Genomic DNA, 25317 nt, shown 5'->3' on the forward strand with positions numbered 1-25317 from the left:
GCCGCCCGGATCCTGGACGCGTGATGACCGATCCCGTTGAGCGGTCCGCGGCTGCCTCTCCCTCCTCTCCCCACCCGGTGGACGTCCTGGGTTTTGATCCCTCCGACCCCGGTTTTCTGGATGATCCCTATGCGCGCTACCACGTGCTGCGCGAGCGCGGGCCGATCGTCCGCACGCCTGCCGGGCTGCTCGTCCTGACCGATCACGAGCTGTGCGGGACGATGCTGCGCGACCCCCGCTTCGGGCACGGATCGCCGCCTCCCGGTCACGAAGGGCCAGGTCAGCCCGTACAGTCCTTCCTCCGGCTGGACCCTCCCGACCACACCAGGCTGCGCGCCCTGGTCAGCCGGGCCTTCACGCCGCGCATGGTCGAGCGGCTGCGGCCCCGCGTCGAGGCGATCGCCGCCGGGCTGCTGGCCGCGCTGCCCGGGGAGGCCGACCTGGTTTCCGGTTTCGCCTATCCCCTGCCGGTCATGGTGATCACGGAGATGCTGGGGGTGCCGCCGGAAGATCGGGAGCGTTTCCGCGGGTGGAGCGAGGCACTTGCCCGTGGCCTTGACCCCATGCTTACAGAAGAGCTGATATCGAAAACCGGACGGGCCGGAAGTGAGTTTCGTGACTATTTTCGGCGCCTTACCGAGTTGCGGCGACGGCGGCCCGGAAATGACCTGCTGAGCGCACTGGTCCAGGTCGAGGAGCTGACCGAGGACGAGTTGCTGGCCACCTGCGTGCTGCTGCTCGTGGCCGGCCACGAGACGACCGTCAACCTCATCGCGAACGGCGTGCTCGCCCTGGCCCGCCACGGCCTGCTGCCGCACGCCGCCGAGCGGCCGCGGCAGGTGGTCGAGGAGGTGCTGCGGCACGATCCGCCGGTCCAGCTCACCGGGCGGGTCGCGCTGCGGGACGCGGAGCTGGGCGGCACGCCGGTGCCGGCGGGCACGGTGGTCGTCGCGCTGATCGGCGCGGCCAACCGCGACCCCGCGGTCTTCCCCGACCCCGACCGTTTCGACGTCACCCGCGAGCCGGGGCGCCACCTGGCCTTCGGCCTCGGCATCCACTTCTGCCTGGGGGCGACGCTGGCCAGGATGGAGGGCGAGATCGCGCTCTCCGCGCTGGCCGCGGCGGCGCCCCGGCTGGAGCCGGCCGATCCGGCGCCGCCTTACAAGCCGAACCTGGTGCTGCGCGGGCTCGCGCGGTTTCCGGTCCTGCTCAATCGCTGAAACCTTCATCGGCCCTGGCGCCGTCGTAGCGCTCCCTGGCCGCCTCGACCTCCTCGATGTGCCGCTCCGCCCAGCTCTTGATCGCGGCCACCAGCGGCATCAGGCTCTCGCCCAGCGGGGTCAGCTCGTAGTCCACCCGTACGGGCACCGCCGGCGTGAGCGTGCGCGAGACCAGGCCGTCGCGCTCCAGGCCACGCAGGGTCTGGGTGAGCATCTTCTGGCTCACGCCCGCGATGCGCCGGGACAGGTCGCTGTAGCGGCGCGGCCCGTCCCGCAGGGCGGTCAGCACCAGCGTGACCCATTTGTCGCTGAGCCGGTCGAGCAGCCTGCGCGACGGGCACTGGGCGAAATAGGCGTCGAACGCCTGCCTGGCCTCCTCGCGCCGCTCGGCCGCCGTCCTCGTCGTCATGGCTCCTCCAGGTGGGTTACGCACTTTCAGGTGCCTTCTTACTGAAAGAGAGTAACTTTTCCTAGGATTTCCGGCATGACGACGTACATGCGTGCATTGACCGGCGGTTCCGGCGCTCCCCGGCTGGTGACGGCACCGGTGCCCCAGGCCGGGCCCCGCCAGGTGCGGATCAAGGTGTCCGCCGCCGGGGTGAACCCCTTCGACCTGGCCATCGCGGCCGGCACCGCGGCCGACTACGGGGTGGCGCGGCGGCTGGAGTCGTACGGGCTCGGCTTCGACGCCGCCGGGACCGTGGACCAGGTGGGCGAGGGCGCCGGCTTCCTGGTGGGCGAGCAGGTGATCGGCCTGGCGGCCCGCCTGGAGGTGCCCTACAAGGCGCAGGCCGAGTACGTGGTGCTGGACGCCGAGGCGGTGGCGCGGGCGCCGCGCGGCCTCGACCCGGCGGCGGCCGCCACGATCCCGCTCAACGCGCTGACCGCCTGGCAGGCACTCGACAGGACCGGGCTCGGCCCCGGGCGGACGTTGCTGGTGACCGGGGCGGCCGGCGCGGTCGGCGGCTACCTGGTGGAGCTGGCCCGGCTGCGCGGCCTGCGGGTGGCGGCGGTCGCGGGGACCGCGGACGAGGAGCTGGTGCGCGGCCTGGGGGCCGAGTGGTTCGTGGCGCGCGGCGAGGGCCTGGCCGACCGGGTGCGGCCGTGGTGCCCGGAGGCGCGGACGCCGCCGTGGACGCCGCCGTGCTCGGCCTGGCGGCCCTGGACGCGGTGCGCGACGGCGGCGGCTTCGTGGCGCTCACGGCCGGGGCGGCGCCGGTCGGGCTGCGGGGCATCGACGTGGCCACCGTGTTCTTCCGCGCCGACGCGGCCCAGCTCGCCGAGATCGTGCGGCTGGTGGAGGCCGGGCGGCTGACGCCCAGGGTGGCGGGGACGTACCCGCTGGAGAAGGCGGCCGACGCGCACGCCCGCCTGGCGGCGGGTGGCGTGCGCGGTCGGCTCGTCCTCCTGCCCTGAGGGCAGGAGCGGCTCACTGCGTGGGCTTGACCAGCGGGAACAGGATGGTCTCGCGGATGTTCCTGCCGGTGAACGCCATGATCATGCGGTCGATGCCGGCGCCCATGCCGCCGGTGGGCGGCATGCCGTACTCCAGGGCCGTCAGGAAGTCCTCGTCGAGCTGCATCGCCTCGGGGTCGCCCCCGGCGGCCAGCAGCGACTGCTCCACCAGCCGGCGCCGCTGCTCGATCGGGTCGTTGAGCTCGGAGTAGGCCGTGCCCAGCTCGGTGCCGAAACCGATGAGGTCCCACTTCTCGGTCAGCAGCGGGTTGTCGCGGTGCAGGCGGGCCAGCGGGGAGGTCTCCAGCGGGTAGTCCATGACGAACGTCGGCTGCACGAGCGTGTGCTCCACCAGCGCCTCGAACAGCTCCTGCACGAGCTTGCCCGGGCCCCACTTCGGGTCCCAGTGCACCTCGCGCCGGTCGGCGATCTTGCGCAGCTCCTCCAGCGTCGTGGCCGTGGTGATCTCCTCGCCGACGGCCTCGGAGACCAGGCCGTAGAGGGTGACCCGCGGCCACTCGGCCAGGCCGAGATCGATCTCGACGCCGTCGTGGACGACCACGGTGGTGTCGAGGGCGGCCACGACGGCCTTCTGGTACATCCGCTGCGTCAGGTCGGCCATGTCGTGGTAGTCGAGGTAGGTGCCGTACGCCTCCAGCATGGTGAACTCGGGGTTGTGCGTGGAGTCGGCGCCCTCGTTGCGGAAGTTGCGGTTGATCTCGAAGACCTTCTCGATGCCGCCGACCACGAGCCGCTTGAGGTAGAGCTCGATCGCGATGCGCAGATAGAGCTCCATGTCGTAGGCGTTGATGTGGGTCCGGAAGGGCCGGGCCGCCGCGCCGCCGTGGATGGGCTGCAACATCGGCGTCTCGACCTCGAGGTAGCCCTCCTCGTGCCAGAAGTCGCGCACCGCGCGCACGGTGGCGCTGCGCACGCGGGCCATCTTCCTGGCCTCGTCGTTGACGATGAGATCGACGTAACGCTGGCGCACGCGGGCCTCGGGGTCGGTGAGGCCGAGGTGCTTCTCCGGCAGCGGCCGCAGGCACTTGGAGGTGATCAGCCAGTCGTCGGCCAGGATCGACAGCTCGCCCCGGCGCGAGGTGATGACCTCGCCGGTCACGCCGACGTGGTCGCCGAGGTCGACGTCGCGCTTCCAGCGTGCGAGCGACTCCTCGCCCACCCGGTCGAGCGAGATCATGACCTGCAGGTCGGACTCGCCGTCGCGGATGGTGGCGAAGCAGAGCTTGCCGCCCACGCGGCTGAGCATGACGCGGCCGGCCACCGAGACGGTGTCGCCGGTGGCGGTGTCGGGCTCAAGGCCCTGGTATTTCGCCCTGACCTCGGCGTTGGTCGCCGTACGGGGGAAATTCACCGGGTAAGGGTCGACGCCTTCGCCGCGAAGGCGGTCGAGCTTCTCCCTCCGGATGCGCATCTGCTCGGGAAGTTCGTCGCTCACAGCATCAAAGCGTAGGGGATACGGCGAACTGCAAGGTCTCGTCGGCCCGCTGCAGGGACTCTGCAAGAGGTCTCTTTTATCAATATCTCACGAGCTCAGGGGGGAGCCGGCAGGGAGCCGGCCCAGGGAAGCTCCAGGAGAGAAGATGTTAAAGAAGATCGCGACCGGCACTCTCGCCGCCGCAGCCACCACCGCGCTGGCCCTGTCGATGTCCGGCGCCGCGTTCGCCTCCTCGCCCGACTATGACGACTACTCCTCGCACTGGGGCCCGGTGTACTCCAAGCACTACCAGGCCAAGGCCTCGGGTCAGGTCAGCGTCAACTGGGACCACGACGGCGAGTCCAACGAGGTGCACGTCTACGGCCGCCTCTGGGACCGCGACAACCGCAGCTACGACGAGGGCGGCAAGTGCGCGTTCGTGAAGTTCCAGGCCGAGGACTTCGACGACGACTGGTCGCCGGTCTACTTCAAGAAGTACTGCGGCTACCCCGGCTACAAGAAGTTCCACTTCGAGGAGAACGACGTGCGCAGCCTGCGCGTCCAGGTCTGCCAGATCGGCCTGCACAGCCAGTACCCGACCAAGTGCGGCCGCTGGGAGTACATCTACACCGCCGAGAGCGAGTAGTGACCTCGGGTTCGCACCCGAACGCCGCAGGCGGCTCCCTCATCCGAGCGGGGGCCGCCTGCCTCGTGCTCAGCTCGCGTTGCGGTGGTAGATCAGGCGCAGGCCGATGAGCGTCAGCCACGGCTCGTGCACATCGATCGAGCGCGACTCGCCGACGACCAGCCCGGCGTGCCCGCCGGTGGCCACGACCGTCACCTCGTCGGGGTCGTCGGCCAGCTCGGCCGTCATGCGCTCGACGATGCCGTCCACCTGGCCGGCGAAGCCGTAGATGATGCCGGCCTGCAGGGCCTCCACGGTGTTCTTGGCGATCACCGAGCGGGGCCTGACCAGCTCCACCTTGTGGAGCTGCGCGCCGGCCGCGGCGAGGGCGTCCACCGAGATCTCGATGCCGGGCGCGGTGACCGCCCCGACGTACTCGCCCTTGGCCGAGACGGCGTCGAAGGAGGTGGCGGTGCCGAAGTCCACGATGACGCACGGGCCGCCGTACTGGTCGATGGCGGCCAGCGCGTTGACGATGCGGTCGCTGCCGACCTCCTTGGGGTTGTCCATGCGGACGGGCACGCCGGTGCGGATGCCCGGCTCCACGATCACCGCCGTGACGTCGCCGTAGTAGCGGCGGCACATCTCGCGCATCTCGTTGAGCACGCTGGGGACCGTGGAGCAGATGGCGATGCCGTCGATGTCGGCCCCCTTGAGCAGCGGCGACTGTGCCAGCAGCCCCTGGAGGACGACCGCGATCTCGTCGGCGGTGCGGCGGGCGTCGGTGGCCAGCCGCCAGTGCTCGATGACGTCGTCCCCCTCGAACAGCCCGAGCACCGTGTGCGTGTTGCCGACGTCGATCGTGAGCAGCATCAATTACCCCCGCAGATCCAGTGCGATGTCCAGGACCGGTGCTGAGTGCGTTAGCGCTCCCACCGCCAGGTAGTCAACGCCAGTCTCGGCCACCGCGCGGGCCGATTCCAAGGTCAATCCCCCGCTCGCTTCAAGAGCAACCCTGTTTTTCGCCTGCTTTTTCACGAGTTGTACGGCACGCGCCGTCTCCTCCACCGTGAAGTTGTCCAGCAGGATCTCCTCGGCCCCCTCGGCGAGCACCGCCTCCAGCTGGTCCAGCCGGTCGACCTCCACCTCGATCGGCAGGTCGGGGTAACGCTCGCGGACCGCGCGGAACGCCTCGGCCACGCCGCCGGCCGCCACCACGTGGTTGTCCTTGATGAGCGCGGCGTCCGAGAGCGACATGCGGTGGTTGACGCCGCCGCCGCAGCGCACGGCGTACTTCTCCAGGGCCCGCAGGCCGGGCAGCGTCTTGCGGCTGTCGCGTACGCGGGCCGCGGTGCCGCTGATCGCCTCGGCCCACCGGCCGGTCAGCGTCGCCACCCCGGACAGGTGCGTGAGGAAGTTGAGCGCGGTGCGCTCGGCGGTCAGCAGGGCCCTGGTCGGGCCCTCCACGGCCAGCAGCACGTCGCCCGCCCGGACCCGCTCGCCGTCCTTGGCCCGGCGCTCGACGCCGGTGGCGCCCAGCCGGAGGAACACCGCCTCGGCCACCGCGAGCCCGGCCACCACGCCGTCCCTGCGGGCCACCACGTCGCCGGTCGAGCGCTGGCCGGCGGGGATGGTGGCCAGGCTGGTCACGTCACCGGCCTCCCACAGGTCCTCCTCCAGCGCGCGGGCGATGAGCGCGTCCACCTCGGCCGGGTCGAGCCCGGCGGCCGACAGCTCCTGCGCCAGGCGCGCCGGCATCGTGTCGCCGTGCGGCGTGTACGTCATGCGAAGGCCCTCCTCCGTCAGGGTCACGTCCAGGTGACCCAGCCATTCGTCGTCGTCGCGCGTGTCGTGGTCCTCGCGCCAGTGTGAGCCGCGGGTCTCCAGCCGGGCCGCCGCCGCGCCGGTCAGCACGGTGGCCACGGTGAGCAGGTTCGCCGCCTCCCAGGACTCGGTGCAGGGGGCCACCTCGACCGGCGTCCAGCGGGCGTCGAGCAGCGCCCTGGCCGTGGCGCGCAGCGACTCCCCGTTGCGCAGCACGCCCGCCCCTCTGCTCATGTGGGCCTGGATCCTGGTCCTGGCCCGCGGGTCCACCAGCCCCTGCGGCCCCCGGCCCGGCACCGGGTCGCCGGGGGCCGGGCGGGTGGCGTGCACGTCCTCGGCGATGCGCTCGGCGAAGACCAGGCCCTCCAGCAGCGAGTTGGAGGCCAGCCGGTTGGCGCCGTGCACGCCGGTGCAGGCGACCTCGCCGCAGGCGTACAGACCCTCGATCGAGGTACGGCCGCGCAGGTCCGTGCGGACGCCGCCGCTGGCGTAGTGGGCGGCCGGGGCCACCGGGATGGGCTCGGCCGCCGGATCGACGCCGTGCTCGCGGCAGACCGCGTAGATCGTGGGGAAGCGGGTCTCCCACGTGTGCCTGCCGAAGTGGCGCCCGTCGAGGTAGACGTGGTCGCGGCCGGTCTCCCGCATGGTACGCGTGATCGCCTTGGCCACGACGTCGCGCGGCGCCAGGTCGGCCAGCTCGTGCACGTCCGCCATGAACCGGTTGCCCTCGTGGTCGACGAGGAAGGCGCCCTCGCCCCTGACCGCCTCCGAGATCAGCGGCTGCTGGCCGGTCGAGCCCTCGCCGAGCCACAACACGGTCGGGTGGAACTGCACGAACTCCAGGTCGCGCACCACCGCCCCGGCCCGCAGCGCCAGCGCGACGCCGTCGCCCGTGGAGACCGCCGGGTTGGTGGTGGCGGCGTACACCTGGCCCATGCCGCCGGTGGCCAGCACCACGGCCCTGGCCAGCACCGCGCCGACGCCATCGCGCGCGCCCTCGCCCATGACGTGCAGGGTGACGCCCCTGGCCCGGCCCCGGGCGTCCTTGAGCAGGTCCAGCACCAGCGCGTGCTCGATGATCTCGATGTCGCTCGCGCGGACCGCCTCGACGAGCGCCCGCTGCACCTCGGCGCCCGTCGCGTCGCCGCCGGCGTGCACGATGCGGCGCCGCCGGTGCCCGCCCTCCCTGGTGAGCTGGAGCTCGCCGTCCGGGGTGCGGTCGAAGCGGGCACCCCTCGCCATGAGCCGGCGCAGCGCGCCCGGCCCCTCGGTCACCAGCGTGCGCACCGCCCGCACGTCGCACAGGCCGACCCCGGCGACCAGGGTGTCGTTCAGGTGCTCCTCGGGCGTGTCGCGCGGGTCCAGCACGGCGGCGATGCCGCCCTGGGCCCAGCGGGTCGAGCCGGACGAGAGCACGTCCTTGGTGACGACCATGACCTTGGCGGTCGGGTCCAGCTCGGCGTGGCGCAGGGCCACGGTCAGGCCCGCGATGCCGGAGCCCACGACGACCAGGTCGGCCTCGGCGCTCCAGCCGGGTTCGGGGGCGGTCAGCCGCAGGGGGATCGCCGGTGCGCTCATGAGGCTCTCCTCGACTCGGGACGATTTCGTCAATATGACGATAACGCCTGCCGCCCGATGGCCTCGCCCTGGGGTCAGCGGTCACGCCGCGGGAGCGCCTCCGTCCTCCTGATGAACGCCTCGTACTCGGCGAACGGCCCCAGGCCCACCGCCGCGCGCCGCTCGTCGAGCAGCCCGGGATCCTCGATCGGCATGGGCTCCAGGCCCGCCGCCCCGTCGTGGAACTGCGTCCCGTAGAGCTGCGGGCGGCCGGAGCGCACCCGGACCCGGTCCTCCAGGTACGCCAGGTCGCGCGGCGACGCCTCCTCCCGCTCCACCGCCTCGGCCATCAGCTCGCGGAACAGCCGCTGCGCCCCGGACGCGGTGGCGTGCTGCGCCAGCAGCCAGGCCGCCCGCGCGGCCCGCTCCCCCACCTGCGAGACCAGCGGCCAGCCGCGGTTGGCCACCACCGAGTACAGCCAGGCGGTGTTGCCCGCGTCCAGCTTCTGGAGCCGGGCCAGCCGCCTGTCGCCGGGGAACCCCTTGGCCGGGTCGCGCAGGGCCTGGTCCACCTTCATGCGCCGGAGCAGCTCGTCCCGTAACTCCTCGTCGGTCATGCCCCGACGGTAGCCCGCCTCAGGCGGGATTCAAGGTCAGGGTGACGTTGTCGATCAGCCGGGTGGTGCCGATCCTGGCGGCAACGGCCAGCACGGCCTCGCCCGCGTGCTCCTCGCCCACCTCGGTGAAGGTCGCCGGGTCCACCAGCACCAGGTAGTCCAGGTCGAGCCGGGGTCCGGCGGCGGCCAGCACCTCGCCGGCCGCCGCGCGGACCGCCGCCGGCGTGCGCTCGGCCGCCCCGGCGCGCAGGGCGCGGGAGAGCGCCAGCGCCACCTGGCGGTCGTCGGCGGACAGGTAGCGGTTGCGGCTGGACAGGGCCAGGCCGTCGGGCTCGCGCACGGTGGGCGCGCCGACGATCTCGACCGGCACGTCGAGGTCGGCCACCATGCGGCGGATCAGGGCGAGCTGCTGGGCGTCCTTCTGGCCGAAGACCGCCACCCGGGGCTGGACCAGGTTGAGCAGCTTGAGCACGACCGTCAGCACCCCGTCGAAGTGCCCAGGACGGGACGCGCCCTCGACGATCTCGCCCATCCGCCCCGACAGCAGGCTCACCTGGCGGCCGGGGTGGTACATGTCCTCGGCGGAGGGGTGGAACACCACGTCCACGCCCTCGGCCCGGCACACGTCGAGGTCCGCCTCGAACGTCCGCGGATAGCGGGAGAAGTCCTCATGGGGCCCGAACTGCAGCGGGTTGACGAAGACGCTCACCACGACCTGATCGGCCCGGGAGCGGGCGAGCCTGATGAGCGAGCGGTGCCCCTCGTGCAGCGCGCCCATGGTGGGCACCAGCGCCACGTCGCCGCCGCCACGCGCCTTGGCGAGGTCATCCCGGTTCCTGGCGACGATCAGTTCCATAACACTCGCCCTCCGCGTCGGCGGCCTGCACGGTCAGGTCCATATATTGCCGCCCAGCGCGTCCAGGAGCCGCTCCGCCTCCTCCGGTTTGAGCAGGCCGGCGGCGAGCGCCCGGTCGGCGGTGAGCCGGGCCAGCGCGATGTAGGCGTCGGCCGCCTCGGGAGCGGCCAGGATCAGCGCGTCCACGTGCTTGCGGACGGTGCCGGCGTCGCCGCGCACGACCGGCCCGGTGAGGCCGGCGATGCCCAGCCGCAGCACGTTGTCGAGCGCGGCGCCGAGCAGCGGCCCCAGCATGCGGCCCGGGTGCTCGACGCCGATGCGCCGCAGCAGGTCGCCGGACTCGGCGATGAGGGTGACCATGTGGTTGGCCGCCCCGGCGAGGGCCGCGTGGTAGAGCGCGCGGTCGGTGTCGGCGATCCAGACCGGCTCGCCGCCCATCTCGATCACCAGGGCCTCGGCGATCGGGCGCAGCGCGTCGGGGGCGGTGACGCCGTAGGAGATGCCGGTGAGCTTGTTGAGGTCGTCGTCGCGGCCGGTGAACGTCATCACCGGATGCAGCGCGAGCGGCAGCGCTCCGGCCCTGGCGGCCGGGTCGAGCACCGACAGCCCGTACGCGCCGCTGGTGTGCACCAGCAGCTTGCCCTGGAGGTCGGCGCCGGTGGCGGCCAGGCCGCCCACGAGGTCGGGCAGCGCGTCGTCGGGCACGGTCAGCAGGACGAGCTGGGCCGCCGCCACCACCTCGTCGGGCCGGGACGGCGTCACACCGAGCCGCTCGGCCGCCCACCGCTGGGAGTTGTCGGACACCCCGCTCGCGGCCACGACCCGGTGGCCGGCCTGCGCCAGCGCGGCACCGAGGGCCGAGCCGACCTTGCCCGCCCCGAGCACGCCCACGCTCAGCCGGGCCGGACGATCTCCTGCCTCCATGACGTCTCACCCCTGTCGACCGGATGGCACTGCCGACCAGCGTATCGGCCGCTCCGGTGCGGAAAGGTGACCGGTGCTTTGCCGCGTGCCCCGTTAGTGACAAAAGCGACAGGGAACTACAAATCGCGCACCCCTGTCGGAAGAGATGAGGAGAGGGGCTCATCGCACGGCAGCGGGCGCCAGGTCTCGACAGACCCGACGCCCGCGTGGTGCGACCTCTCGGAGGTGCCCGGCCGGCGCGACCGCCGACCGCCCGGCCGGAAGTCCGAGCCCGGACCGGATCACACCGGTCCGGGCTCTCACTTCGCTCAGCGGTAGTCCACGGTGGGGGTGGAGCCGCCGCCCTTGCAGCCGGCCACACCGACGCCGACGATCGGGACGGCGGTGCCGCAGACGACGATCGGGACGCCGACCGGCGCGTGGACCTGGTTGCCGCCCAGGACGCTGCCGGTGCCGCTGGTGTTGTCGGCGTGGGCGGCCGGCGCGACGAGCGCGAGGGCGGCAGCGGCACCCGCCAGGACCAGGGTCTTCTTCAGCATGCGAGTTCCTTCCGGTTGCGCGGCACGAGGCCGCGGACGTTGGCTCGTGGGGGGAACGGCCGCCGCGGTCGCCACTTTGGAGGGTTGACGCAGCGCGGCCGTCCGATGACGGTGAGTAAACGTTACCGCAAGAAGGTGGCAACGAGTAGTCACAACGTGACGGGACGTACCAACGGGAAGTCGTGAGATAGTCCATGTCATGTGGCTGACCTGGCGCGCCGCGACGGAGCGGGCGCTGTACGGCGAGGAGGGCTTCTACCTCCGGGAGCGCCCGTCGGGCCACTTCCGCACCTCGGTCAGCGCCTCGGCGGTCTTCGCCGAAGCGGTGCTGGAGCTGCTCCGGCAGGTGGACTCCGACCTCGGCCGGCCCGACCGGCTCGACCTGGTGGACATCGGGGCCGGCGAGGGCACGCTGGTCGCCCGCGTGCTGGCCGCCGCCGAGGCCGGGCTGCGCGAGCGGCTGCGGGTCACGGCCGTCGACCTGTCCCCCAGGCCGGCCGGCCTGCCCGAGCAGGTCGAGTGGCGCTCCGGCCTGCCCGGCTCGATCACCGGGCTCGCCGTCGCCAACGAATGGCTCGACAACGTGCCGCTGGACGTCGCCGAGCAGACGGCCGAGGGGCCGCGGCTGGTCATGGTGGACGTCCGCACGGGCCGCGAGCGCCTCGGCGGGCCGCTGCGGCCGGCCGACCGGGAGTGGGTGGAGCGGTGGTGGCCGCTGCCCCGGGTGGGGGCGCGGGCCGAGATCGGCCGGCCGCGCGACGAGGCGTGGGCCGCCGTCGTCACCCGCCTCACCAGGGGCCGGGCGATCGCCGTCGATTATGCACACCCTGTGGACAACCGGCCCCTCTGGGGGACGCTGACCGGCTACAGGGACGGAGCGGTCGTCACCCCCATACCCGACGGGACCTGCGATATCACAGCACATGTGGCGCTCGACGCGTGCGCGGAGGCCGGCCGGCGAGCCGGCGCGATATCCACAACCTTGTCCACACAGCGGGAGGTGCTGCGCTCCCTGGGGGTGACCGGCGCCCGGCCGCCCGTCGAGCTGGCCGGCGCCGATCCGCGCGGCTATCTCGGGGCGCTGGCCAGGGCGTCGGAGGAGGGCGAGCTCATCGACCCGGCCGGCCTCGGCGGCTTCGGCTGGCTCGAACAGCGCCGCTGACCCCCGGCGCCCTGGAGTCCCCGTCAGGCGGGGACGGCGGTGAGGTTCAGGGCGCTCAGGCCGCGGATGACGTAGCCGGGCTTCCACTCCGGCTCCTCGCGCGGCTCCAGGGCCGCCGTGCGGTCCAGCAGCGCGCCGAACGACTCCATCAGCTCGATGCGGGCCAGCGGCGCCCCCAGGCAGAAGTGGATGCCGGCGCCGAAGGAGATGTGCGGGTTGTCGGCGCGGCCCACGTCCAGCCGGTCCGGGTCCTCGAACACGGCCGGGTCCCGGTTGGCCGAGCCGAACAGCAGCGCCACCTCCGACCCGCGCGGGATGCGCACGCCGTGGACCTCGATGTCCTCCAGCACCCATCGCTCGAACATCTGCAGCGGCGTGTCCCAGCGCAGCAGCTCCTCCACGGCGGTGGGCAGCAGCGAGCGGTCGGCGCGCAGCCGCGCCAGCTCGGCCGGGTTGCGCAGCAGCGCCCACCAGCCGTTGCCGGTGACGTTCACGGTGGCCTCGTGCCCGGCGTTGAGCAGCAGCACGCAGGTGCCGACCAGCTCGTCCTCGGTCAGCTCGGGGATGCGGGCGAGGGCGCTGATCAGGTCCTCGCCGGGCGCGGCGCGGCGGGCGCGGGCCAGGGACCTGAGGTAGCCGGCGAACTCCTCGGCCGCGCGGACGGCGGTGTGCTGGGCCTCGGGGGACGGGTTCAGCTCGTACATGCCGCAGATGTCGGCCGACCAGGGGCGCAGCAGGTGGCGGTCGGACTCGGGCACGCCGAGCATCTCGGCGATCACCGTGACCGGCAGCGGCTCGGCGACCTCGGCGAGCAGGTCGCCGCCGCCCTTCTCCACGAACGCGTCCGCGAGGCCGCCCGCGATGGCCCGCACCCGCGGCCGCAGGGACTCGACCATGCGCGGCGTGAACGCCTTGGACACCAGCCGGCGCAGCCTGGTGTGCACCGGCGGCTCGACGTCCAGCATGCCCGCCCTGATCACCCGCCAGAACGGCTCCTGGAACTCCGGCTCCGGCGGCCTGCCGAACTCCTCGTGCGTGGCCACGTGCAGGTAGGACCGCCCCAGGCGGCGGTCCCTGAGCAGGGCGTTGACGTCCGCGTGGCGGGGGACGAGCCACTGGTCGGTGGGCTCGAAGTAGCGAACGGGCGCCTCGCGCCGCAGCTCGTCGTAGACCCCGTACGGGTGAGCTACGAAATCCGGATTCCAAGGATCAAAGCGCACTATTTCATCTTAGGAGCCTCCCCCTCCTGCTCAGGAGCCCCTTCGACCTGCTTGCCGTGCCGGCTGCGCACCCGGATGTTGAGCAGCTCCACGATCACCGAGAACGCCATCGCGAAGTAGATGTAACCCTTCGGGATGTGCTGGTCGAGGCCCTCGGCCACCAGCACCACGCCGATCAGCACCAGGAACGACAGCGCCAGCATCTTGATGGTCGGATGGCCGTCCACGAAGCGGCTGATCGGCCCGGAGGCGAACAACATCACCGCCACCGCCACCACGACCGCCGCGATCATCACGCCGAGCTGGTCCACCATGCCCACCGCAGTGATCACCGAGTCCAGCGAGAACACCACGTCCAGCACCATGATCTGCACGATCACCGAGGCGAAGGAGGCCGCGGCGGCCTGCTTGCCGTCCTTGCCGTGCGCGGGCTCCATGCTGTGGTGGATCTCCGTGACGCTCTTGCCGAGCAGGAACAGGCCGCCGAGCAGCAGGATCAGGTCCCGTCCCGAGATCTCCTGGCCGAGGACCGTGAACAGCGGCTCGGTGAGCCGCACCACCCACGACAGGGCGAGCAGCAGGAGCAGCCGGCTGACCAGGGCCGCGGCCAGGCCGAGCACGCGGGCCCGGTCGCGCTGCTCGGGAGGCAGCTTCCCGGCCAGGATGGAGATGAAGATGATGTTGTCGATCCCCAGCACGATCTCCAGGGCGACCAGGGTGAAGAAACCGATCCAGATCTGCGGATCGGTCACCCAATCCAGCATCCGAACACCTCCATGACGCGTTGGCCGGCCTTCCAGGGCACTGAACTTCCAGGCACTGAACGTCCGGGCACTGACTTTTCGGACACAACGAGCCGGGCTCCGGATAAGTTCGCGGACTTGCGTATCGCCGTGGGGCGTCGGTTATAGTGCGGGACGTAGGTCATGAGCGCCAGCGACAAGCCCCGGCTAGCTGGCCGGCAACCCTCGCGTCCGCGGCGGGGTGCCCCGGGTGAAGACCTGGTCCGTCACGAGGTGTGGCGGGCAAGCGCGGGCTCCGTGGTCGCCTCCAGGGGTCCGATGACCCTTGAGGAGTTGTGCCGTGTCCACGCTGACGATCTTCACCGGCGACGCCGTCCCCGCCCAGACCCCCGCCCCCTCCCCCTTCCCCGCTCCCGGGAGCGGGCGGGCCGTGCCCGCCGTGGTCGGCGCCGACCTGGAGGTGCCGGTCAAGGGCGGCAGGCTGGTCCGCTACGCCAACCTCGACTACGCCGCCAGCGCGCCCTGTCTGGAGCCGGTCAGCGCCGCCGTCGCCGCCGCGCTCCCGGCCTACTCCAGCGTCCACCGGGGCGCGGGCTACGCCTCCCAGCTCACCACCGCCCGGTACGAGCAGGCCCGCCACACCGTCCGGGCGTTCGTCGGCGCCCGCCCCGGCGACGCGGTGATCTTCACCCGCAACACCACCGACGCCACCAACCTGCTGGCCCGCTGCCTGCCCGCCGGCACCACCGTCGTGGTCTTCGACACCGAGCACCACGCCTCGCTGCTGCCCTGGCCGGACGCCGTCCGCCTGGCCCCGCCCGCCTTCCCCGGCGAGGCCGTCCGCGCCGCCGACCGGGCCCTGGCCGCCATCGACGGGCCGAAGCTGCTCGTCGTCACCGCCGCCTCCAACGTCACCGGCGAGCTGTGGCCGATCGCCGCCCTCGCCCACATCGCGCACCGGCACGGGGCGCGCATCCTGGTGGACGCCGCGCAGTTCGTCCCGCACCGGCAGCTCAACCTGACCGCACTCGACCTGGACTACGTGGCCTTCTCCGGGCACAAGCTGTACGCGCCGTTCGGCGCCGGAGCGCTGGTGGGGCGCGGCGACTGGCTGGCCGGCGGGGAGCCGTACCTGAAGGGCGGGGGCGCGGTGCGCGCGGTCGGGGATGACGCCGAGTGGCACGACGACCCCGAGCCGCGCCACGAGGCCGGCACCCCCAACGTGCTGGGCGCGATCGCCCTGGCCGCCGCCTGCGACGCGCTCACCGCCACCGGGTGGACGGCGCTGGTGCGCGAGGAGGAGCGGCTGCTCGCGCGGCTGCGCGCCGGGCTGGCCTCGATCGAGGGGGTACGCGAGCTGTCGCTGTGGGGGGAGGACCACCCGCGGGTGGGCATCGTGTCGTTCACCGTCGCCGGGCGGCCGGCGCGCGAGGTGGCCGAGGTGCTGTCCGGCGAGTACGGCATCGGGGTGCGCGACGGGAAGTTCTGCGCGCACCCGTTCGTCCGGCACCTGCTGGGCACGGCCGACGGCGGCTGCGAGGACGGCACGGCGTCGGCCGTGCGGGCCTCCATCGGCATCGGCACCACGCAGGAGCACGTGGACCGGCTGGTCGAGGCGCTGCGGGACATCGCCTCCCGCTGAGCGCCCCGGGCGCGGCCCCGGGCACGAGGGGCGGGCGTCGGGCGTTCAGCGGTTCGGCGGCCTGCGGTGCTCGGGCTGGTCGTCGGCGACCAGGGCGTCGATGTCGCGCCGGTCCTCGTCGCTGAGACCGCCCGCGCCTGATGTCCCCGGGCCGGGCGTGCCCGCGCCGGGCGTCCTCGTGCCGGGCGCCCGCGTGCCCGAAGCGGGCGTTCCCGAAGCGGGCGTGCCCGAAGCGGGCGTTCCCGAAGCGGGCGTGCCCGGAGCGGGGGCGGCAGGCTGCCGGGGGATCTCCGGCGGCTCGGCGGGCTCCTGGGGCTCGGCCGGCGTCAGCGGCCCTCCGGCGTGCCGCCCGCGGCTGCCCATCCCGGCCCCGGCCGAGGTCCCCGCGATCCCGGCCCCGGTTCCGGGCGTGTCGTAGGCCGTTCCGTGGGCCGTTCCGTGGGTCGTGTCGTCGTACGCCGTATCGTACGCCGTGTCCCGGGACGTGCCGGTGGGCGGGGTCTCGATGCGGTCGTCCACGGACCCGGCGTGCCGGCGGGCCAGCTCGTCGGCGGCCCGCCGTTCCCCCCGCCGCCGGAAGATCGCCCCGAACAGCCCGTCCAGCCCGATCCGCCCGCCGCCGAGCGCCAGGAACAGCAGGCTCAGCGCGCCCAGCGCGGCCGCCAGCTCCCACCCGCCGTTGCCGACCATGACGCCCTTGTTCCAGTGGAAGAAGGCGATCGCGCCGAGCATGTTGAGCAGCAGAAGCAGCCCCACCGGCCGCACCAGCAGCCCGAGGATCAGGAAGATGCCGCCGACGGTCTCGACGACGGTGGCGAACCCGGCGGCGAGGCCGGGCATCGGGATCCCCATCTCCCGGAACATCCCCGTCGTCGCCCCGAGCCCGCCCTGCCACTTCTGCAGGCCGTGCGCCAGGAAGATCACGCCGGTCACCACCCGGGCGATCAGGGCCGCCACATCGAACACAACTCTCTTCATGGTGTTTTCTCCCCCCGTCCTCCGCTTCCTCCCCACGTCCCACCCCAAGTCCCCGCGAGGGATGCCTTTCCGTACCATTCCTTGACCATCGCCGACGGCGGGCCCCGCGCTGGATCGACCCCCGGGACGGTGGCAGCATGGCCCTATGACGGAACGCGTGGTCGGGATCGGTGCGGGCGCGAAAGAGCTGGCCACCGAGGACATGATCCTCAACATCGGCCCGCAGCATCCCTCGACGCACGGCGTCCTCAGGCTCCGGCTCACGCTGGACGGCGAGCGCATCGCCACCGCCGAACCGATCATCGGCTACATGCACCGGGGCGCGGAGAAGCTGTTCGAGGTCCGCGACTACCGCCAGATCATCATGCTGGCCAACCGGCACGACTGGCTGTCCGGCTTCGCCAACGAGCTGGGCGTGGTGCTGGCCGCCGAGCGCCTGCTCGGCATGGAGCCGCCGGTCCGGGCGGTGTGGGCGCGCACGCTGCTGGCCGAGCTCAACCGGGTGCTCAACCACCTGATGTTCCTCGGCTCGTACCCGCTGGAGCTGGGCGCGATGACGCCGATCTTCTACTCCTTCAACGAGCGCGAGCGCATCCAGGCCGTCATGGAGGAGATCTCCGGCGGGCGCATGCACTACATGTTCAACCGGGTCGGCGGCCTGAAGGAGGACCTGCCGCTGGGCTGGCTGGACCGCGTGGCCGAGGCGGTCGCCACGACCCGCGGCCGGGTGCCGGTCATCGAGGACCTCATCCTGCACAACGACATCTTCGTGGCCCGCACCAAGGGCGTCGGCGTGCTGTCCCGCGAGCAGATCATGCAGTACGGCGTCAGCGGCCCCATCGCCCGCGCCTCCGGCGTGGACCTCGACCTGCGCCGCGACGACCCCTACCTGGCCTACTCCGAGCTGCCCGTCAAGGTCGTCACGCTCCGCGACGGCGACTGCCGCTCCCGCTTCGAGGTGCTGTTCGAGCAGCTCAAGGTCTCGCTCGACCTGGCCGACGCGTGCGTCGAGCGGCTGCGCGAGCTGCCGCCCGGGCCGATCAACCAGCGGCTGCCGAAGGTGCTCAAGGTGCCGGAGGGGCACACGTACGCGTGGACCGAGAACCCGCTCGGCATCAACGGCTACTACCTCGTCTCCAAGGGCGACAAGACCCCGTGGCGGCTCAAGCTGCGCTCGGCCTCCTACAACAACATCCAGGTGCTGCGCGAGATGTTGCCCGGCCACCTGGTGGCCGACATGGTCGCCATCCTCGGCTCGATGTTCTTCGTGGTGGGGGACATCGACAAATGAGCCAGGAGACGAGCGTCCCCATCGAGCCCGCCGAGCCCGGACCCGGGCCCGAGCCCAAGCCCGAGCCCGAGCGCGAGCGCGACAAGTACGTCGACTGGCTGCGCGCGCTGAGCCTGGTCGTCGTGGTCGTCTGGCACTGGGCGTTCACGATCCTGGTGTGGAAGCCGTCGGGGCCGGAGCCGACCAGCCCGCTCGGCTTCACCTCGGGGTTATGGATCCTCACCTGGCTCTTACAGGTCCTGCCGCTGTTCTTCTACGTGGGCGGGCACGTGCACCTGCTGTCGTGGGGGCGGGCGCAGCGGCGCGGCGTCGGGGTCGGCTCGTTCGTCTGGCGGCGCATCCGCGCGCTGGCCCTGCCGGCGCTGGTGCTGTCCGGCGTGTGGGTCGCGATCGGGGCGGCGGTCACGCTCGTCTTCCGGGTGGACTGGATGTGGCGGGTGGTGCTGCTCGTGCTCAGCCCGCTGTGGTTCCTCGGCGTCTACCTGGTGCTGATCGCGCTGCTGCCGGTGGCGCTCTGGCTGCACCGCCGCTTCGACGTGCTGGCGCTGATCTGGCTCGGCGGCGCGGCGCTGGTCGTGGACGTCCTGCGCTTCCGCTACGGCCTCGACCAGGCCGGCTGGCTCAACATGATCATCGTGTGGGGGCTGGCGCACCAGGCCGGGTTCTTCTACGACCGCGTCGTGATCCTGCCCCGGCGCTACGACGTCGCCCTGCTGTGGACCGGCCTGTTCGCGCTGTTCGGCCTGGTGTACTCCGGCATCTACCCCGGCTCCATGGTGGGCGTCCCCGGCGACAAGTGGTCCAACATGGCGCCGCCGACGTTCGTGATCGTGGCGCTGCTGCTGTTCCAGATCGGCGTGGTCGAGGTGCTGCGACCGGCGATGGAGCGGGTGCTGGAGCGGCCGGGCTGGCGGCGGGTCAACGACTTCATCAACCGCTACTCGCTGCCGCTGTTCCTGTTCCACACCACCGGCATGGCCATCGCGCTCGGCCTGTCGTGGTGGTTGTTCGGCAGCCTGGGCGGCACCATCCCGCCGGACCTGAAGTGGTGGCTGGAGCGGCCCATCGCCATCGTCGGGCCGCTCGTCTGCACCGCGCCGGTCATCTACCTCTTCGGCCGCCGGCGCTAGCCCGGGCTCTGGTCCTCCGGGTCCTTCGGCACCCGGCAGGAGTGCTCCAGGTAGAGCGCCGCGACCACCAGCACCACGCAGGCCACGAACGACCCCGCCGCGATGAAGAACTCCGAGCGCGGCGTCTCCCGGTCGAGGATGCGCGCCGTGTGCAGCGCGAAGCCCGCGAACAGCCCGCCGAAGGCGGCGCCCGCGTACGCCGACGCCTTGGCCAGCGCGACCAGCCGGGCCACCGCCAGCGGCTCGACCGGCTTGGTGCCCGGCTTCCTGGCGATCCTGGCCTTGGTGGCCCAGCCGCTGTAGCCCTCGCCGAGCGCCAGCAGCAGCACGGTGGGGATCGCCGTCCACGGCAGCAGCGGCAGCCCCGAGTAGAACTGGTTGACCACCGCCCACGTCAGCAGCGCGGCGATGACGAAGATGCCGACCAGGTGGCCGGGGTGGGTCGGCCTCAATCCGGCCTCTGCAACGTCAGGTCGGGCCGCAGCCGCACGCCCGCCCGGTCGAGCCCGGCCAGCAGGTCGACCGCCCTGCCGCGGCCCGGCACCTCGGCGTCCTGGTCGGCCTCCAGCCACGGCACCAGCACGAACGCCCGCTCGTGCGCCCGCGGATGCGGCAACGTCAGGTCGGGGTCGTCGCACCTGGTCTCGCCCACCACGATCAGGTCGACGTCGAGCGTGCGCGGCCCCCAGTGCTCGGTGCGGACCCGCCCGAAGGCGTTCTCGACGCTCAGCGCCCGCTCCAGCAGCGTGCGCGGCTCCAGCGTGGTCTCGGCGACCACGACCGCGTTGAGATAGGGCTGCTGCCCCTCGGGCCCGCCCACCGGATCGGTCTCGTAGACCGGCGAGGCCCTGACGAACTCCAGGCCCGGCGCGTCGAAGAGGGCGTCCACCGCGCCCTGGAGGGTCTGGAAACGGCGGCCCAGGTTGCTGCCGAGTGCGAGGACGGCTTTCATGCCCGGCTCCGCTCGATCGTCACGACCACGTCATCGAAGGGCAGCGGGATCGGCGCCGCCGGCTTGTGCACGCTCACCTCGGCCTTGCGCACCACCTCGTGGGACAGGCAGACCTCGGCCAGCCGCTGCGCCAGCGTCTCGACCAGCAGCACCGGCTCGCCCTCCACCACCTTCACCAGCGCCTCCGCCAGCTCCCCGTAGTGGACCGTCCTGCTCAGGTCGTCGCCGGCCGCGGCCGGGGCGGTGTCGAGGAACAGCGTGGCGTCGATCACGAACTCCTGGCCCAGCTCCCGCTCGGCGGCGAGCACGCCGTGCCTGCCGCGGGCCCGCAGGCCCTTGAGCGCTATGCGATCAAGGCTCAAGCTCGCCTTCCTCCTCCTCGTCGTCGTCACCCTGGAGCACCGGCGAGCCGTGGTGCATCCACAGCCGCCAGCCCTGCGGGGTGCGGATGTAGACGTTGCTGGCGACCACCTTGCCCGCGGCGAAGCTGGCCTCACCCTCGTCGCCGGCGGTGAGGATGTTCTCCACGCAGGTGAGCACGGCCACGTCGCCCAGCACCGTGGTGCTGACGTCGGTCAGCACGAACTGGATGTAGGTGGTGTTGGCCATGATCAGGGCCCACGAGCGCAGCACCTCGGACCGGCCGCTCAGCAGCGCCCACCCGGGGTGCACGCAGCTCACCTGGTCGTCGGTGGTGTCCTCGGCCCAGATCTCGGTCATCTTGTCGAGGTCGCCGCTCTCGATGGCGGTGTAGAACTCCTGGTTGACCGTCTCGATGGCGGCCGTGTCGACGCTCATGTGCCTGCTCCCGCTCGTGTCCATGCCGCGGCCACGCGCACCGCGTCGGCGTTGGGGCCCACCTCGTGGACGCGTACGCACCAGGCGCCCGCCTGGGCCGCCAGGGCGGTCACGGCCAGGGTGGCGTCGTCACTCCGGCTGAACGGCCGCGGCGTGCCGTCGGGACCGGCCAGCAGGCGCCCCAGGAACCTCTTGCGCGACGCCCCCACGAGAAGCGGGAACCCCAGCTCCGCGAGCTGCGGGATGCCCGCCAGCAGCGCCCAGTTGTGCTCGGCGTTCTTGGCGAAGCCGAGGCCGGGGTCGAGCACGATCTGCTCCTCGGCCACCCCCTCGGCCAGCACCAGGCTCACCCGCTTGCCCAGCTCCTCGCGCACCTCGGCGACCACGTCGGTGTAGACGGCCCTGGAGTACATGTCGTGGCTGTGGCCGCGCCAGTGCATCACCACGTAGGAGACGCCGGTCGCCGCCACCACGCGCGGCATCTCCGGATCGGCCAGCCCGCCGCTCACGTCGTTGACCAGCACCGCGCCCGCCTCGACCGCGGCCCGCGCGACCTCGGCGCGCATCGTGTCGACGCTGACGGTCACCCCCTCGGCGGCCAGCGCCCTGATCACCGGGACGACCCTGGCCAGCTCCTCCTCCAGCGACACCCGGGCCGCGCCGGGACGGGTGGACTCGCCGCCCACGTCGACCAGGTCGGCCCCCTCGCCGACCAGCTCCAGGCCGTGCCGGATCGCGGCCGCCTCGTCGAACCAGAGGCCGCCGTCGGAGAAGGAGTCGGGCGTCACGTTGACCACGCCCATGACGAGGCACCGCCCCGCCCCCCGCGGCACGCCGATGGGCACGCTAGTCATGGGGCCAAGCCTAGGCGTTCCCCCACACCTGCTGACATCGCGGGCCCCCGGTTGTGGATAAGGATGGCTCACCTGCCGAGGATGAGCGCCATCGCCTCGGCACGGGTCTTGTCGCTGGTGCGGAAGTCGCCGCGGACCGCCGAGGTCACGGTCTTGGCCCCCGGCTTGCGCACGCCCCGCATGGTCATGCACAGGTGCTCGCACTCCACCACCACGATGACGCCGCGCGGCTCCAGCACCCGCATCAGCGCGTCGGCGATCTGGGACGTCATGCGCTCCTGCACCTGCGGCCGGCGGGCGAAGACGTCGACCAGGCGGGCCAGCTTGGACAGGCCCGTCACCTGGCCCCGCTCGTTGGGGATGTAGCCGACGTGGGCCACCCCGTGGAACGGGACCAGATGGTGCTCGCAGGTGGAGTAGACCTCGATGTCCCGGACGAGCACCATCTCGTCGTGATCGACGTCGAACACCTTGTTGAGGACGTCCTCGGGCGTCTGGCCGAGCCCTGAGTACTGCTCGGCCATGGCCCTGGCGACGCGGGCGGGCGTCTCCAGGAGGCCGTCGCGGTCGGGATCCTCGCCGATGGCGTAGAGGATCTCGCGGACGGCCTTCTCGATCCGCGCCAGGTCGACGTCGTGGTGTGTCACGGTTGCTCCGGTGGTGCTGCTGCTGGTGCTACGCGCCGTCCCCCGACGGGAGCGCGTCCTGGTGGCCGTTGGTCAGCGAGCCGTTGGCCGACTGCTTCTCCTTCGGCGTCAGGATGGGCGGCCGGTCGGAGGGCAGGCGCTTTCCGTAACCGGCGTAGGACGGGCGGTGCTCCTTGACGACCACCGGCGCGAAGATCTGCAGGACCTGCTCGCGGGAGAGGGTCTCCTTCTCCATGAGCTCCAGGACCAGGTTGTCGAGGACGTCGCGGTACTGGACCAAAATGTCCCAGGCCTGGTCGTGCGCCGTCTCGATCATCCGGCGGACCTCCTCGTCGATCGTGGAGGCGATCTTCTCGGAGTAGTCGCGCTCGTGGCCCATCTCGCGGCCGAGGAACACCTCGGCCTGCCCGGTGCCGAACTTGCGGGCGCCGAGCTGCTCGCTCATGCCGTACTCGGTGACCATGCGGCGGGCGACCGCCGTGGCCTTCTCGATGTCGTTGGAGGCGCCGGTGGTGGGCTCGTGGAAGACGAGCTCCTCCGCCGCGCGGCCGCCCAGCAGCATCGCGAGCTGGTCCATCATCTCCGACCGGGTGGCCAGGAACTTGTCCTCCATCGGCAGCGTCATCGTGTAGCCGAGGGCGCGGCCGCGGGACAGGATGGTGATCTTGTGCACCGGGTCGGCGTTGGGCAGGGCGTGCGCCACCAGCGCGTGACCGCCTTCGTGGTAGGCGATCATCTTCTTCTCCTTGTCGGACATGACCCGCGACTTGCGCTCGGGCCCTGCCATGACACGGTCGATCGACTCCTCCAGGACGTCCATCGTGATCAGCTTCTGGTCGGCCCGCGCGGTGAGCAGGGCGGCCTCGTTGATCACGTTGGCCAGGTCGGCGCCGGTGAAGCCGGGGGTGCGCCGCGCGATGACGTCGAGGTCGACGTCGGGCGCGAACGGCTTGCCGCGGCCGTGGACCTTGAGGATGCCCTTGCGGCCCTCCAGGTCGGGGCGGTCGACGGTGACCTGGCGGTCGAAGCGGCCGGGGCGCAGCAGCGCCGGGTCGAGGATGTCGGGCCGGTTGGTCGCGGCGATGAGGATCACGCCGCCCTTGACGTCGAAGCCGTCCATCTCGACGAGGAGCTGGTTGAGGGTCTGCTCGCGCTCGTCGTGACCGCCGCCGAGGCCGGCGCCGCGGTGGCGGCCGACCGCGTCGATCTCGTCGATGAAGATGATCGCCGGGGCGTTCGCCTTGGCCTGCTCGAACAGGTCGCGCACCCGGGAGGCGCCGACGCCGACGAACATCTCGACGAAGTCGGAGCCGGAGATCGAGTAGAACGGCACGCCCGCCTCGCCCGCGACGGCGCGGGCCAGCAGGGTCTTGCCGGTGCCGGGCGGGCCGTAGAGCAGCACGCCCTTGGGAATCTTGGCGCCGATCGCCTGGAACTTGGCCGGGGCCTGCAAGAACTCCTTGATCTCCTGGAGCTCCTCGATGGCCTCGTCCGCGCCGGCGACGTCGGCGAAGGTGGTCTTGGGGGTGTCCTTGGTGATGAGCTTGGCCTTCGACTTGCCGAAGTTCATCACCCGCGAGCCGCCGCCCTGCATCTGGTTCATCAGGAACAGGAAGAGCAGCACGATGATGACGATCGGCAGGAAGCTCACGAGAATGCTGACCAGGAGGTTCTCCTGGGGCACCTCGGTGGTGAAGCTGTCGGTCCGCTTGGCGTCGACCTGGGCCTGGAGCTCATCGGTCAGCTTGCTGCCGTAGCCGGTCACCCAGTAAGCCTGGATCAGCTTGGTCGGCTGATCGCCGTTCCGGACCGCGACGGGGTTCTTCAGCGTCACCTCGATGCGGTTGTCCTTGTCGACGACCTTGGCGTTGCTGACATTGCCGGCGCGAATCTGCTGGAGGACCAGGGATGTGTCGGCCTGCTTGAAACTGCCGCCGCCACTCCACAGCTGGGTGACGAGCAGGAGCAGCACGACGATGCCCAGGATCCACAGCAGTGGCCCACGTGTAAATCGCTTGAGATCCATCCGATGCGGAACCCCTTGCGGGCCCGTCCCTTCCTGACCATGGCCTGGAACCCCGGGCGTGCCCGGGGCCGCGGCATCCGACACCGCGACTTCTGACTACCCGAAGGGGACGCAAGGTCACCCTTCCGGAGTCTGAAGGTACACCGGCAGAGCGCGCGGAGGGACCGCCCGCTACACCGGCCTTGCCCTATCAACGTACGTCACGTTGCGCGATGTTCCCGGTCGTGGCAAGAGGCATTGCTTGGCGCTCTATCGGGGGTTCTATCGGTAGACGTGGGGTGCGAGCGTGCCGATGAACGGCAGGTTCCGGTATCGCTCCGCGTAGTCGAGCCCGTAACCGATGACGAACTCGTTGGGGATGTCGAAGCCGACGTATTTGACGTCGATCGGCACCTTCACCGCGTCGGGCTTGCGCAGCGCGGTGCAGATCTCCAGCGAGGCGGGATTGCGGGACTTCAGGTTTTCCAGCAGCCAGTGCAGGGTGAGGCCGGAGTCGATGATGTCCTCGACGATCAGCACGTGGCGGTCGAGGATGTCGGTGTCGAGGTCTTTCAGCACGCGGACGACGCCGGACGACTTCGTGCCCGCGCCATAGGACGACACCGCCATCCAGTCCATCTGAACCGGCACGTGCAAGGCCCTGGCAAGGTCGGCCATCACCATGACGGCGCCTTTGAGCACGCCCACGAGCAGCAGGTCCTTGCCCGCGTAGTCGTCGTCGATGCGCCCGGCCAGCTCTTTGATCTTGGCCTGGAGGTCGTCCTCGGAGATGAGCACTTTCTCCAGGTCATTGCCCATGTCGGCAGCGTCCACCTGTGTTTC

Annotated in this window: 26 protein-coding genes, 1 pseudogene and 1 riboswitch; of the genes and pseudogenes, 8 read left to right on the forward strand and 19 right to left on the reverse strand. The window is 71.8% G+C overall.

The genetic code is table 11. From position 1 onward, the window contains the following. The first annotated feature begins 23 nt into the window (after window positions 1-23). Window positions 24-1220 carry a cytochrome P450 gene (locus tag AB0H75_RS16430; protein WP_367796743.1) on the forward strand — a complete coding sequence of 399 codons (1197 nt, stop codon included), beginning with the start codon at window positions 24-26 and terminating at the stop codon, window positions 1218-1220. On the opposite strand, the gene AB0H75_RS16435 is transcribed toward AB0H75_RS16430, so the two are convergent. Further along, a complete protein-coding gene (locus AB0H75_RS16435; RefSeq protein WP_367796745.1) occupies window positions 1210-1629 on the reverse strand; it encodes a winged helix-turn-helix transcriptional regulator in 420 nt (139 codons plus the stop codon). The genes AB0H75_RS16430 and AB0H75_RS16435 overlap by 11 nt on opposite strands. Before the next feature lie 87 nt (window positions 1630-1716). On the opposite strand from AB0H75_RS16435, the pseudogene AB0H75_RS16440 reads away from it, so the two are divergent. Both AB0H75_RS16440 and AB0H75_RS16445 read left to right on the forward strand, forming a co-directional pair. Next, window positions 1717-1911 (forward strand): annotated as a pseudogene (locus tag AB0H75_RS16440) (NADP-dependent oxidoreductase); the annotation flags it as partial. Between the two features lie 479 nt (window positions 1912-2390). Further along, window positions 2391-2636: a zinc-binding dehydrogenase gene (locus tag AB0H75_RS16445; protein ID WP_367796747.1), complete on the forward strand. Its 246-nt coding sequence runs from the start codon at window positions 2391-2393 to the stop codon at window positions 2634-2636. Window positions 2637-2649: 13 nt separating this feature from the next. Here AB0H75_RS16445 and lysX read toward each other — a convergent pair whose 3' ends face one another. Next, window positions 2650-4131: a bifunctional lysylphosphatidylglycerol synthetase/lysine--tRNA ligase LysX gene (gene lysX, locus AB0H75_RS16450; RefSeq protein ID WP_367796749.1), complete on the reverse strand. Its 1482-nt coding sequence runs from the start codon at window positions 4129-4131 to the stop codon at window positions 2650-2652. Between the two features lie 145 nt (window positions 4132-4276). Between lysX and AB0H75_RS16455 the strand changes: the two genes are divergently transcribed. Further along, window positions 4277-4756 (forward strand): hypothetical protein, encoded by a 480-nt coding sequence (locus AB0H75_RS16455; protein ID WP_367796751.1) that lies wholly within the window; start codon window positions 4277-4279, stop codon window positions 4754-4756. Window positions 4757-4825: 69 nt separating this feature from the next. On the opposite strand, the gene AB0H75_RS16460 is transcribed toward AB0H75_RS16455, so the two are convergent. The 6 genes from AB0H75_RS16460 to AB0H75_RS16485 form a co-directional block, all read right to left on the reverse strand. Then, window positions 4826-5608, reverse strand: a complete 783-nt coding sequence (locus tag AB0H75_RS16460; RefSeq protein ID WP_367796753.1) for a type III pantothenate kinase — start codon at window positions 5606-5608, stop codon at window positions 4826-4828. A 3-nt stretch (window positions 5609-5611) separates the two neighbouring features. After that, window positions 5612-8137 (reverse strand): L-aspartate oxidase, encoded by a 2526-nt coding sequence (locus tag AB0H75_RS16465; protein ID WP_367796755.1) that lies wholly within the window; start codon window positions 8135-8137, stop codon window positions 5612-5614. A 74-nt stretch (window positions 8138-8211) separates the two neighbouring features. Next, window positions 8212-8733: a DUF6624 domain-containing protein gene (locus AB0H75_RS16470; RefSeq protein WP_367796756.1), complete on the reverse strand. Its 522-nt coding sequence runs from the start codon at window positions 8731-8733 to the stop codon at window positions 8212-8214. A gap of 19 nt (window positions 8734-8752) precedes the next feature. After that, window positions 8753-9589 carry a pantoate--beta-alanine ligase gene (gene panC / locus AB0H75_RS16475; RefSeq protein WP_367796758.1) on the reverse strand — a complete coding sequence of 279 codons (837 nt, stop codon included), beginning with the start codon at window positions 9587-9589 and terminating at the stop codon, window positions 8753-8755. Between the two features lie 33 nt (window positions 9590-9622). Further along, window positions 9623-10513 carry a Rossmann-like and DUF2520 domain-containing protein gene (locus AB0H75_RS16480; protein ID WP_367796760.1) on the reverse strand — a complete coding sequence of 297 codons (891 nt, stop codon included), beginning with the start codon at window positions 10511-10513 and terminating at the stop codon, window positions 9623-9625. Window positions 10514-10821: 308 nt separating this feature from the next. Then, entirely contained in the window at window positions 10822-11052 is a 231-nt protein-coding gene (locus tag AB0H75_RS16485; RefSeq protein WP_367796762.1) for a chaplin family protein, read from the reverse strand. A 199-nt stretch (window positions 11053-11251) separates the two neighbouring features. Between AB0H75_RS16485 and AB0H75_RS16490 the strand changes: the two genes are divergently transcribed. Then, complete coding sequence (locus AB0H75_RS16490) at window positions 11252-12214, forward strand: SAM-dependent methyltransferase (protein WP_367796764.1); 963 nt, start codon at window positions 11252-11254, stop codon at window positions 12212-12214. Window positions 12215-12237: 23 nt separating this feature from the next. On the opposite strand, the gene AB0H75_RS16495 is transcribed toward AB0H75_RS16490, so the two are convergent. Next, window positions 12238-13434: a cytochrome P450 gene (locus tag AB0H75_RS16495; protein WP_367796766.1), complete on the reverse strand. Its 1197-nt coding sequence runs from the start codon at window positions 13432-13434 to the stop codon at window positions 12238-12240. Next, the gene (locus tag AB0H75_RS16500) at window positions 13434-14198 is read right to left on the reverse strand and encodes a TerC family protein (RefSeq protein ID WP_367796768.1); all 765 of its coding nucleotides are present in this window, start codon (window positions 14196-14198) and stop codon (window positions 13434-13436) included. The genes AB0H75_RS16495 and AB0H75_RS16500 overlap by 1 nt, the downstream gene beginning before the upstream one ends. 158 nt (window positions 14199-14356) lie before the next feature. After that, a riboswitch (SAM riboswitch) is annotated at window positions 14357-14472 on the forward strand. 135 nt (window positions 14473-14607) lie between these two features. Here AB0H75_RS16500 and AB0H75_RS16505 point away from each other — a divergent pair. Continuing rightward, complete coding sequence (locus AB0H75_RS16505) at window positions 14608-15819, forward strand: aminotransferase class V-fold PLP-dependent enzyme (RefSeq protein WP_367797143.1); 1212 nt, start codon at window positions 14608-14610, stop codon at window positions 15817-15819. A 45-nt stretch (window positions 15820-15864) separates the two neighbouring features. Here the strand turns inward: AB0H75_RS16505 and AB0H75_RS16510 are convergent, their stop codons facing one another. Beyond that, the gene (locus AB0H75_RS16510) at window positions 15865-16797 is read right to left on the reverse strand and encodes a DoxX family membrane protein (RefSeq protein WP_367796770.1); all 933 of its coding nucleotides are present in this window, start codon (window positions 16795-16797) and stop codon (window positions 15865-15867) included. A 145-nt stretch (window positions 16798-16942) separates the two neighbouring features. Here AB0H75_RS16510 and AB0H75_RS16515 point away from each other — a divergent pair, with 145 nt between their 5' ends. Next, window positions 16943-18088, forward strand: coding sequence for an NADH-quinone oxidoreductase subunit D (locus AB0H75_RS16515; RefSeq protein ID WP_367796772.1), 1146 nt, complete (start codon window positions 16943-16945; stop codon window positions 18086-18088). Then, window positions 18085-19218 (forward strand): acyltransferase, encoded by a 1134-nt coding sequence (locus tag AB0H75_RS16520; RefSeq protein ID WP_367796774.1) that lies wholly within the window; start codon window positions 18085-18087, stop codon window positions 19216-19218. The genes AB0H75_RS16515 and AB0H75_RS16520 overlap by 4 nt, the downstream gene beginning before the upstream one ends. Here AB0H75_RS16520 and AB0H75_RS16525 read toward each other — a convergent pair. From AB0H75_RS16525 to hpt, 8 genes are all read right to left on the reverse strand, one after another. Next, window positions 19215-19670 (reverse strand): DUF3180 domain-containing protein, encoded by a 456-nt coding sequence (locus AB0H75_RS16525; protein WP_367796776.1) that lies wholly within the window; start codon window positions 19668-19670, stop codon window positions 19215-19217. The two genes, AB0H75_RS16520 and AB0H75_RS16525, sit on opposite strands and share 4 nt — an antisense overlap. Further along, window positions 19667-20170: a 2-amino-4-hydroxy-6-hydroxymethyldihydropteridine diphosphokinase gene (gene folK / locus AB0H75_RS16530; protein ID WP_367796778.1), complete on the reverse strand. Its 504-nt coding sequence runs from the start codon at window positions 20168-20170 to the stop codon at window positions 19667-19669. The genes AB0H75_RS16525 and folK overlap by 4 nt, the downstream gene beginning before the upstream one ends. Next, the gene (folB, locus tag AB0H75_RS16535; protein WP_367796780.1) at window positions 20167-20532 is read right to left on the reverse strand and encodes a dihydroneopterin aldolase; all 366 of its coding nucleotides are present in this window, start codon (window positions 20530-20532) and stop codon (window positions 20167-20169) included. Before folB ends, folK begins: the two co-directional genes overlap by 4 nt. Further along, the gene (locus tag AB0H75_RS16540) at window positions 20522-20968 is read right to left on the reverse strand and encodes a nuclear transport factor 2 family protein (protein ID WP_367796782.1); all 447 of its coding nucleotides are present in this window, start codon (window positions 20966-20968) and stop codon (window positions 20522-20524) included. Before AB0H75_RS16540 ends, folB begins: the two co-directional genes overlap by 11 nt. Then, entirely contained in the window at window positions 20965-21822 is an 858-nt protein-coding gene (gene folP / locus AB0H75_RS16545; protein WP_367796784.1) for a dihydropteroate synthase, read from the reverse strand. The genes AB0H75_RS16540 and folP overlap by 4 nt, the downstream gene beginning before the upstream one ends. Before the next feature lie 68 nt (window positions 21823-21890). Next, the gene (gene folE, locus AB0H75_RS16550; protein WP_367796786.1) at window positions 21891-22469 is read right to left on the reverse strand and encodes a GTP cyclohydrolase I FolE; all 579 of its coding nucleotides are present in this window, start codon (window positions 22467-22469) and stop codon (window positions 21891-21893) included. 28 nt (window positions 22470-22497) lie between these two features. Beyond that, window positions 22498-24495, reverse strand: a complete 1998-nt coding sequence (gene ftsH, locus AB0H75_RS16555; RefSeq protein WP_367796788.1) for an ATP-dependent zinc metalloprotease FtsH — start codon at window positions 24493-24495, stop codon at window positions 22498-22500. A 261-nt stretch (window positions 24496-24756) separates the two neighbouring features. Beyond that, window positions 24757-25308, reverse strand: a complete 552-nt coding sequence (gene hpt / locus AB0H75_RS16560) for a hypoxanthine phosphoribosyltransferase (protein ID WP_367796790.1) — start codon at window positions 25306-25308, stop codon at window positions 24757-24759. Window positions 25309-25317: the final 9 nt, after the last annotated feature.

Origin of the sequence: Nonomuraea sp. NPDC050783 (genome assembly GCF_040802095.1) — a bacterium.
Lineage (GTDB): Bacteria > Actinomycetota > Actinomycetes > Streptosporangiales > Streptosporangiaceae > Nonomuraea.

Excerpts from the sequence above, each read along its gene's own strand:
- AB0H75_RS16500 (WP_367796768.1), bottom strand. The coding sequence starts at position 14,198 with ATGCTGGATTGGGTGACCGATCCGCAGATCTGGATCGGTTTCTTCACC.
- ftsH (WP_367796788.1), bottom strand. The coding sequence starts at position 24,495 with ATGGATCTCAAGCGATTTACACGTGGGCCACTGCTGTGGATCCTGGGC.
- folK (WP_367796778.1), bottom strand. The coding sequence starts at position 20,170 with ATGAAAGCCGTCCTCGCACTCGGCAGCAACCTGGGCCGCCGTTTCCAG.
- AB0H75_RS16490 (WP_367796764.1), top strand. The coding sequence starts at position 11,252 with ATGTGGCTGACCTGGCGCGCCGCGACGGAGCGGGCGCTGTACGGCGAG.
- AB0H75_RS16480 (WP_367796760.1), bottom strand. The coding sequence starts at position 10,513 with ATGGAGGCAGGAGATCGTCCGGCCCGGCTGAGCGTGGGCGTGCTCGGG.
- AB0H75_RS16470 (WP_367796756.1), bottom strand. The coding sequence starts at position 8,733 with ATGACCGACGAGGAGTTACGGGACGAGCTGCTCCGGCGCATGAAGGTG.
- AB0H75_RS16435 (WP_367796745.1), bottom strand. The coding sequence starts at position 1,629 with ATGACGACGAGGACGGCGGCCGAGCGGCGCGAGGAGGCCAGGCAGGCG.
- AB0H75_RS16465 (WP_367796755.1), bottom strand. The coding sequence starts at position 8,137 with ATGAGCGCACCGGCGATCCCCCTGCGGCTGACCGCCCCCGAACCCGGC.
- AB0H75_RS16460 (WP_367796753.1), bottom strand. The coding sequence starts at position 5,608 with ATGCTGCTCACGATCGACGTCGGCAACACGCACACGGTGCTCGGGCTG.
- AB0H75_RS16430 (WP_367796743.1), top strand. The coding sequence starts at position 24 with ATGACCGATCCCGTTGAGCGGTCCGCGGCTGCCTCTCCCTCCTCTCCC.
- AB0H75_RS16515 (WP_367796772.1), top strand. The coding sequence starts at position 16,943 with ATGACGGAACGCGTGGTCGGGATCGGTGCGGGCGCGAAAGAGCTGGCC.
- AB0H75_RS16540 (WP_367796782.1), bottom strand. The coding sequence starts at position 20,968 with ATGAGCGTCGACACGGCCGCCATCGAGACGGTCAACCAGGAGTTCTAC.
- AB0H75_RS16520 (WP_367796774.1), top strand. The coding sequence starts at position 18,085 with ATGAGCCAGGAGACGAGCGTCCCCATCGAGCCCGCCGAGCCCGGACCC.
- AB0H75_RS16510 (WP_367796770.1), bottom strand. The coding sequence starts at position 16,797 with ATGAAGAGAGTTGTGTTCGATGTGGCGGCCCTGATCGCCCGGGTGGTG.
- panC (WP_367796758.1), bottom strand. The coding sequence starts at position 9,589 with ATGGAACTGATCGTCGCCAGGAACCGGGATGACCTCGCCAAGGCGCGT.
- folP (WP_367796784.1), bottom strand. The coding sequence starts at position 21,822 with ATGACTAGCGTGCCCATCGGCGTGCCGCGGGGGGCGGGGCGGTGCCTC.
- AB0H75_RS16455 (WP_367796751.1), top strand. The coding sequence starts at position 4,277 with ATGTTAAAGAAGATCGCGACCGGCACTCTCGCCGCCGCAGCCACCACC.
- AB0H75_RS16485 (WP_367796762.1), bottom strand. The coding sequence starts at position 11,052 with ATGCTGAAGAAGACCCTGGTCCTGGCGGGTGCCGCTGCCGCCCTCGCG.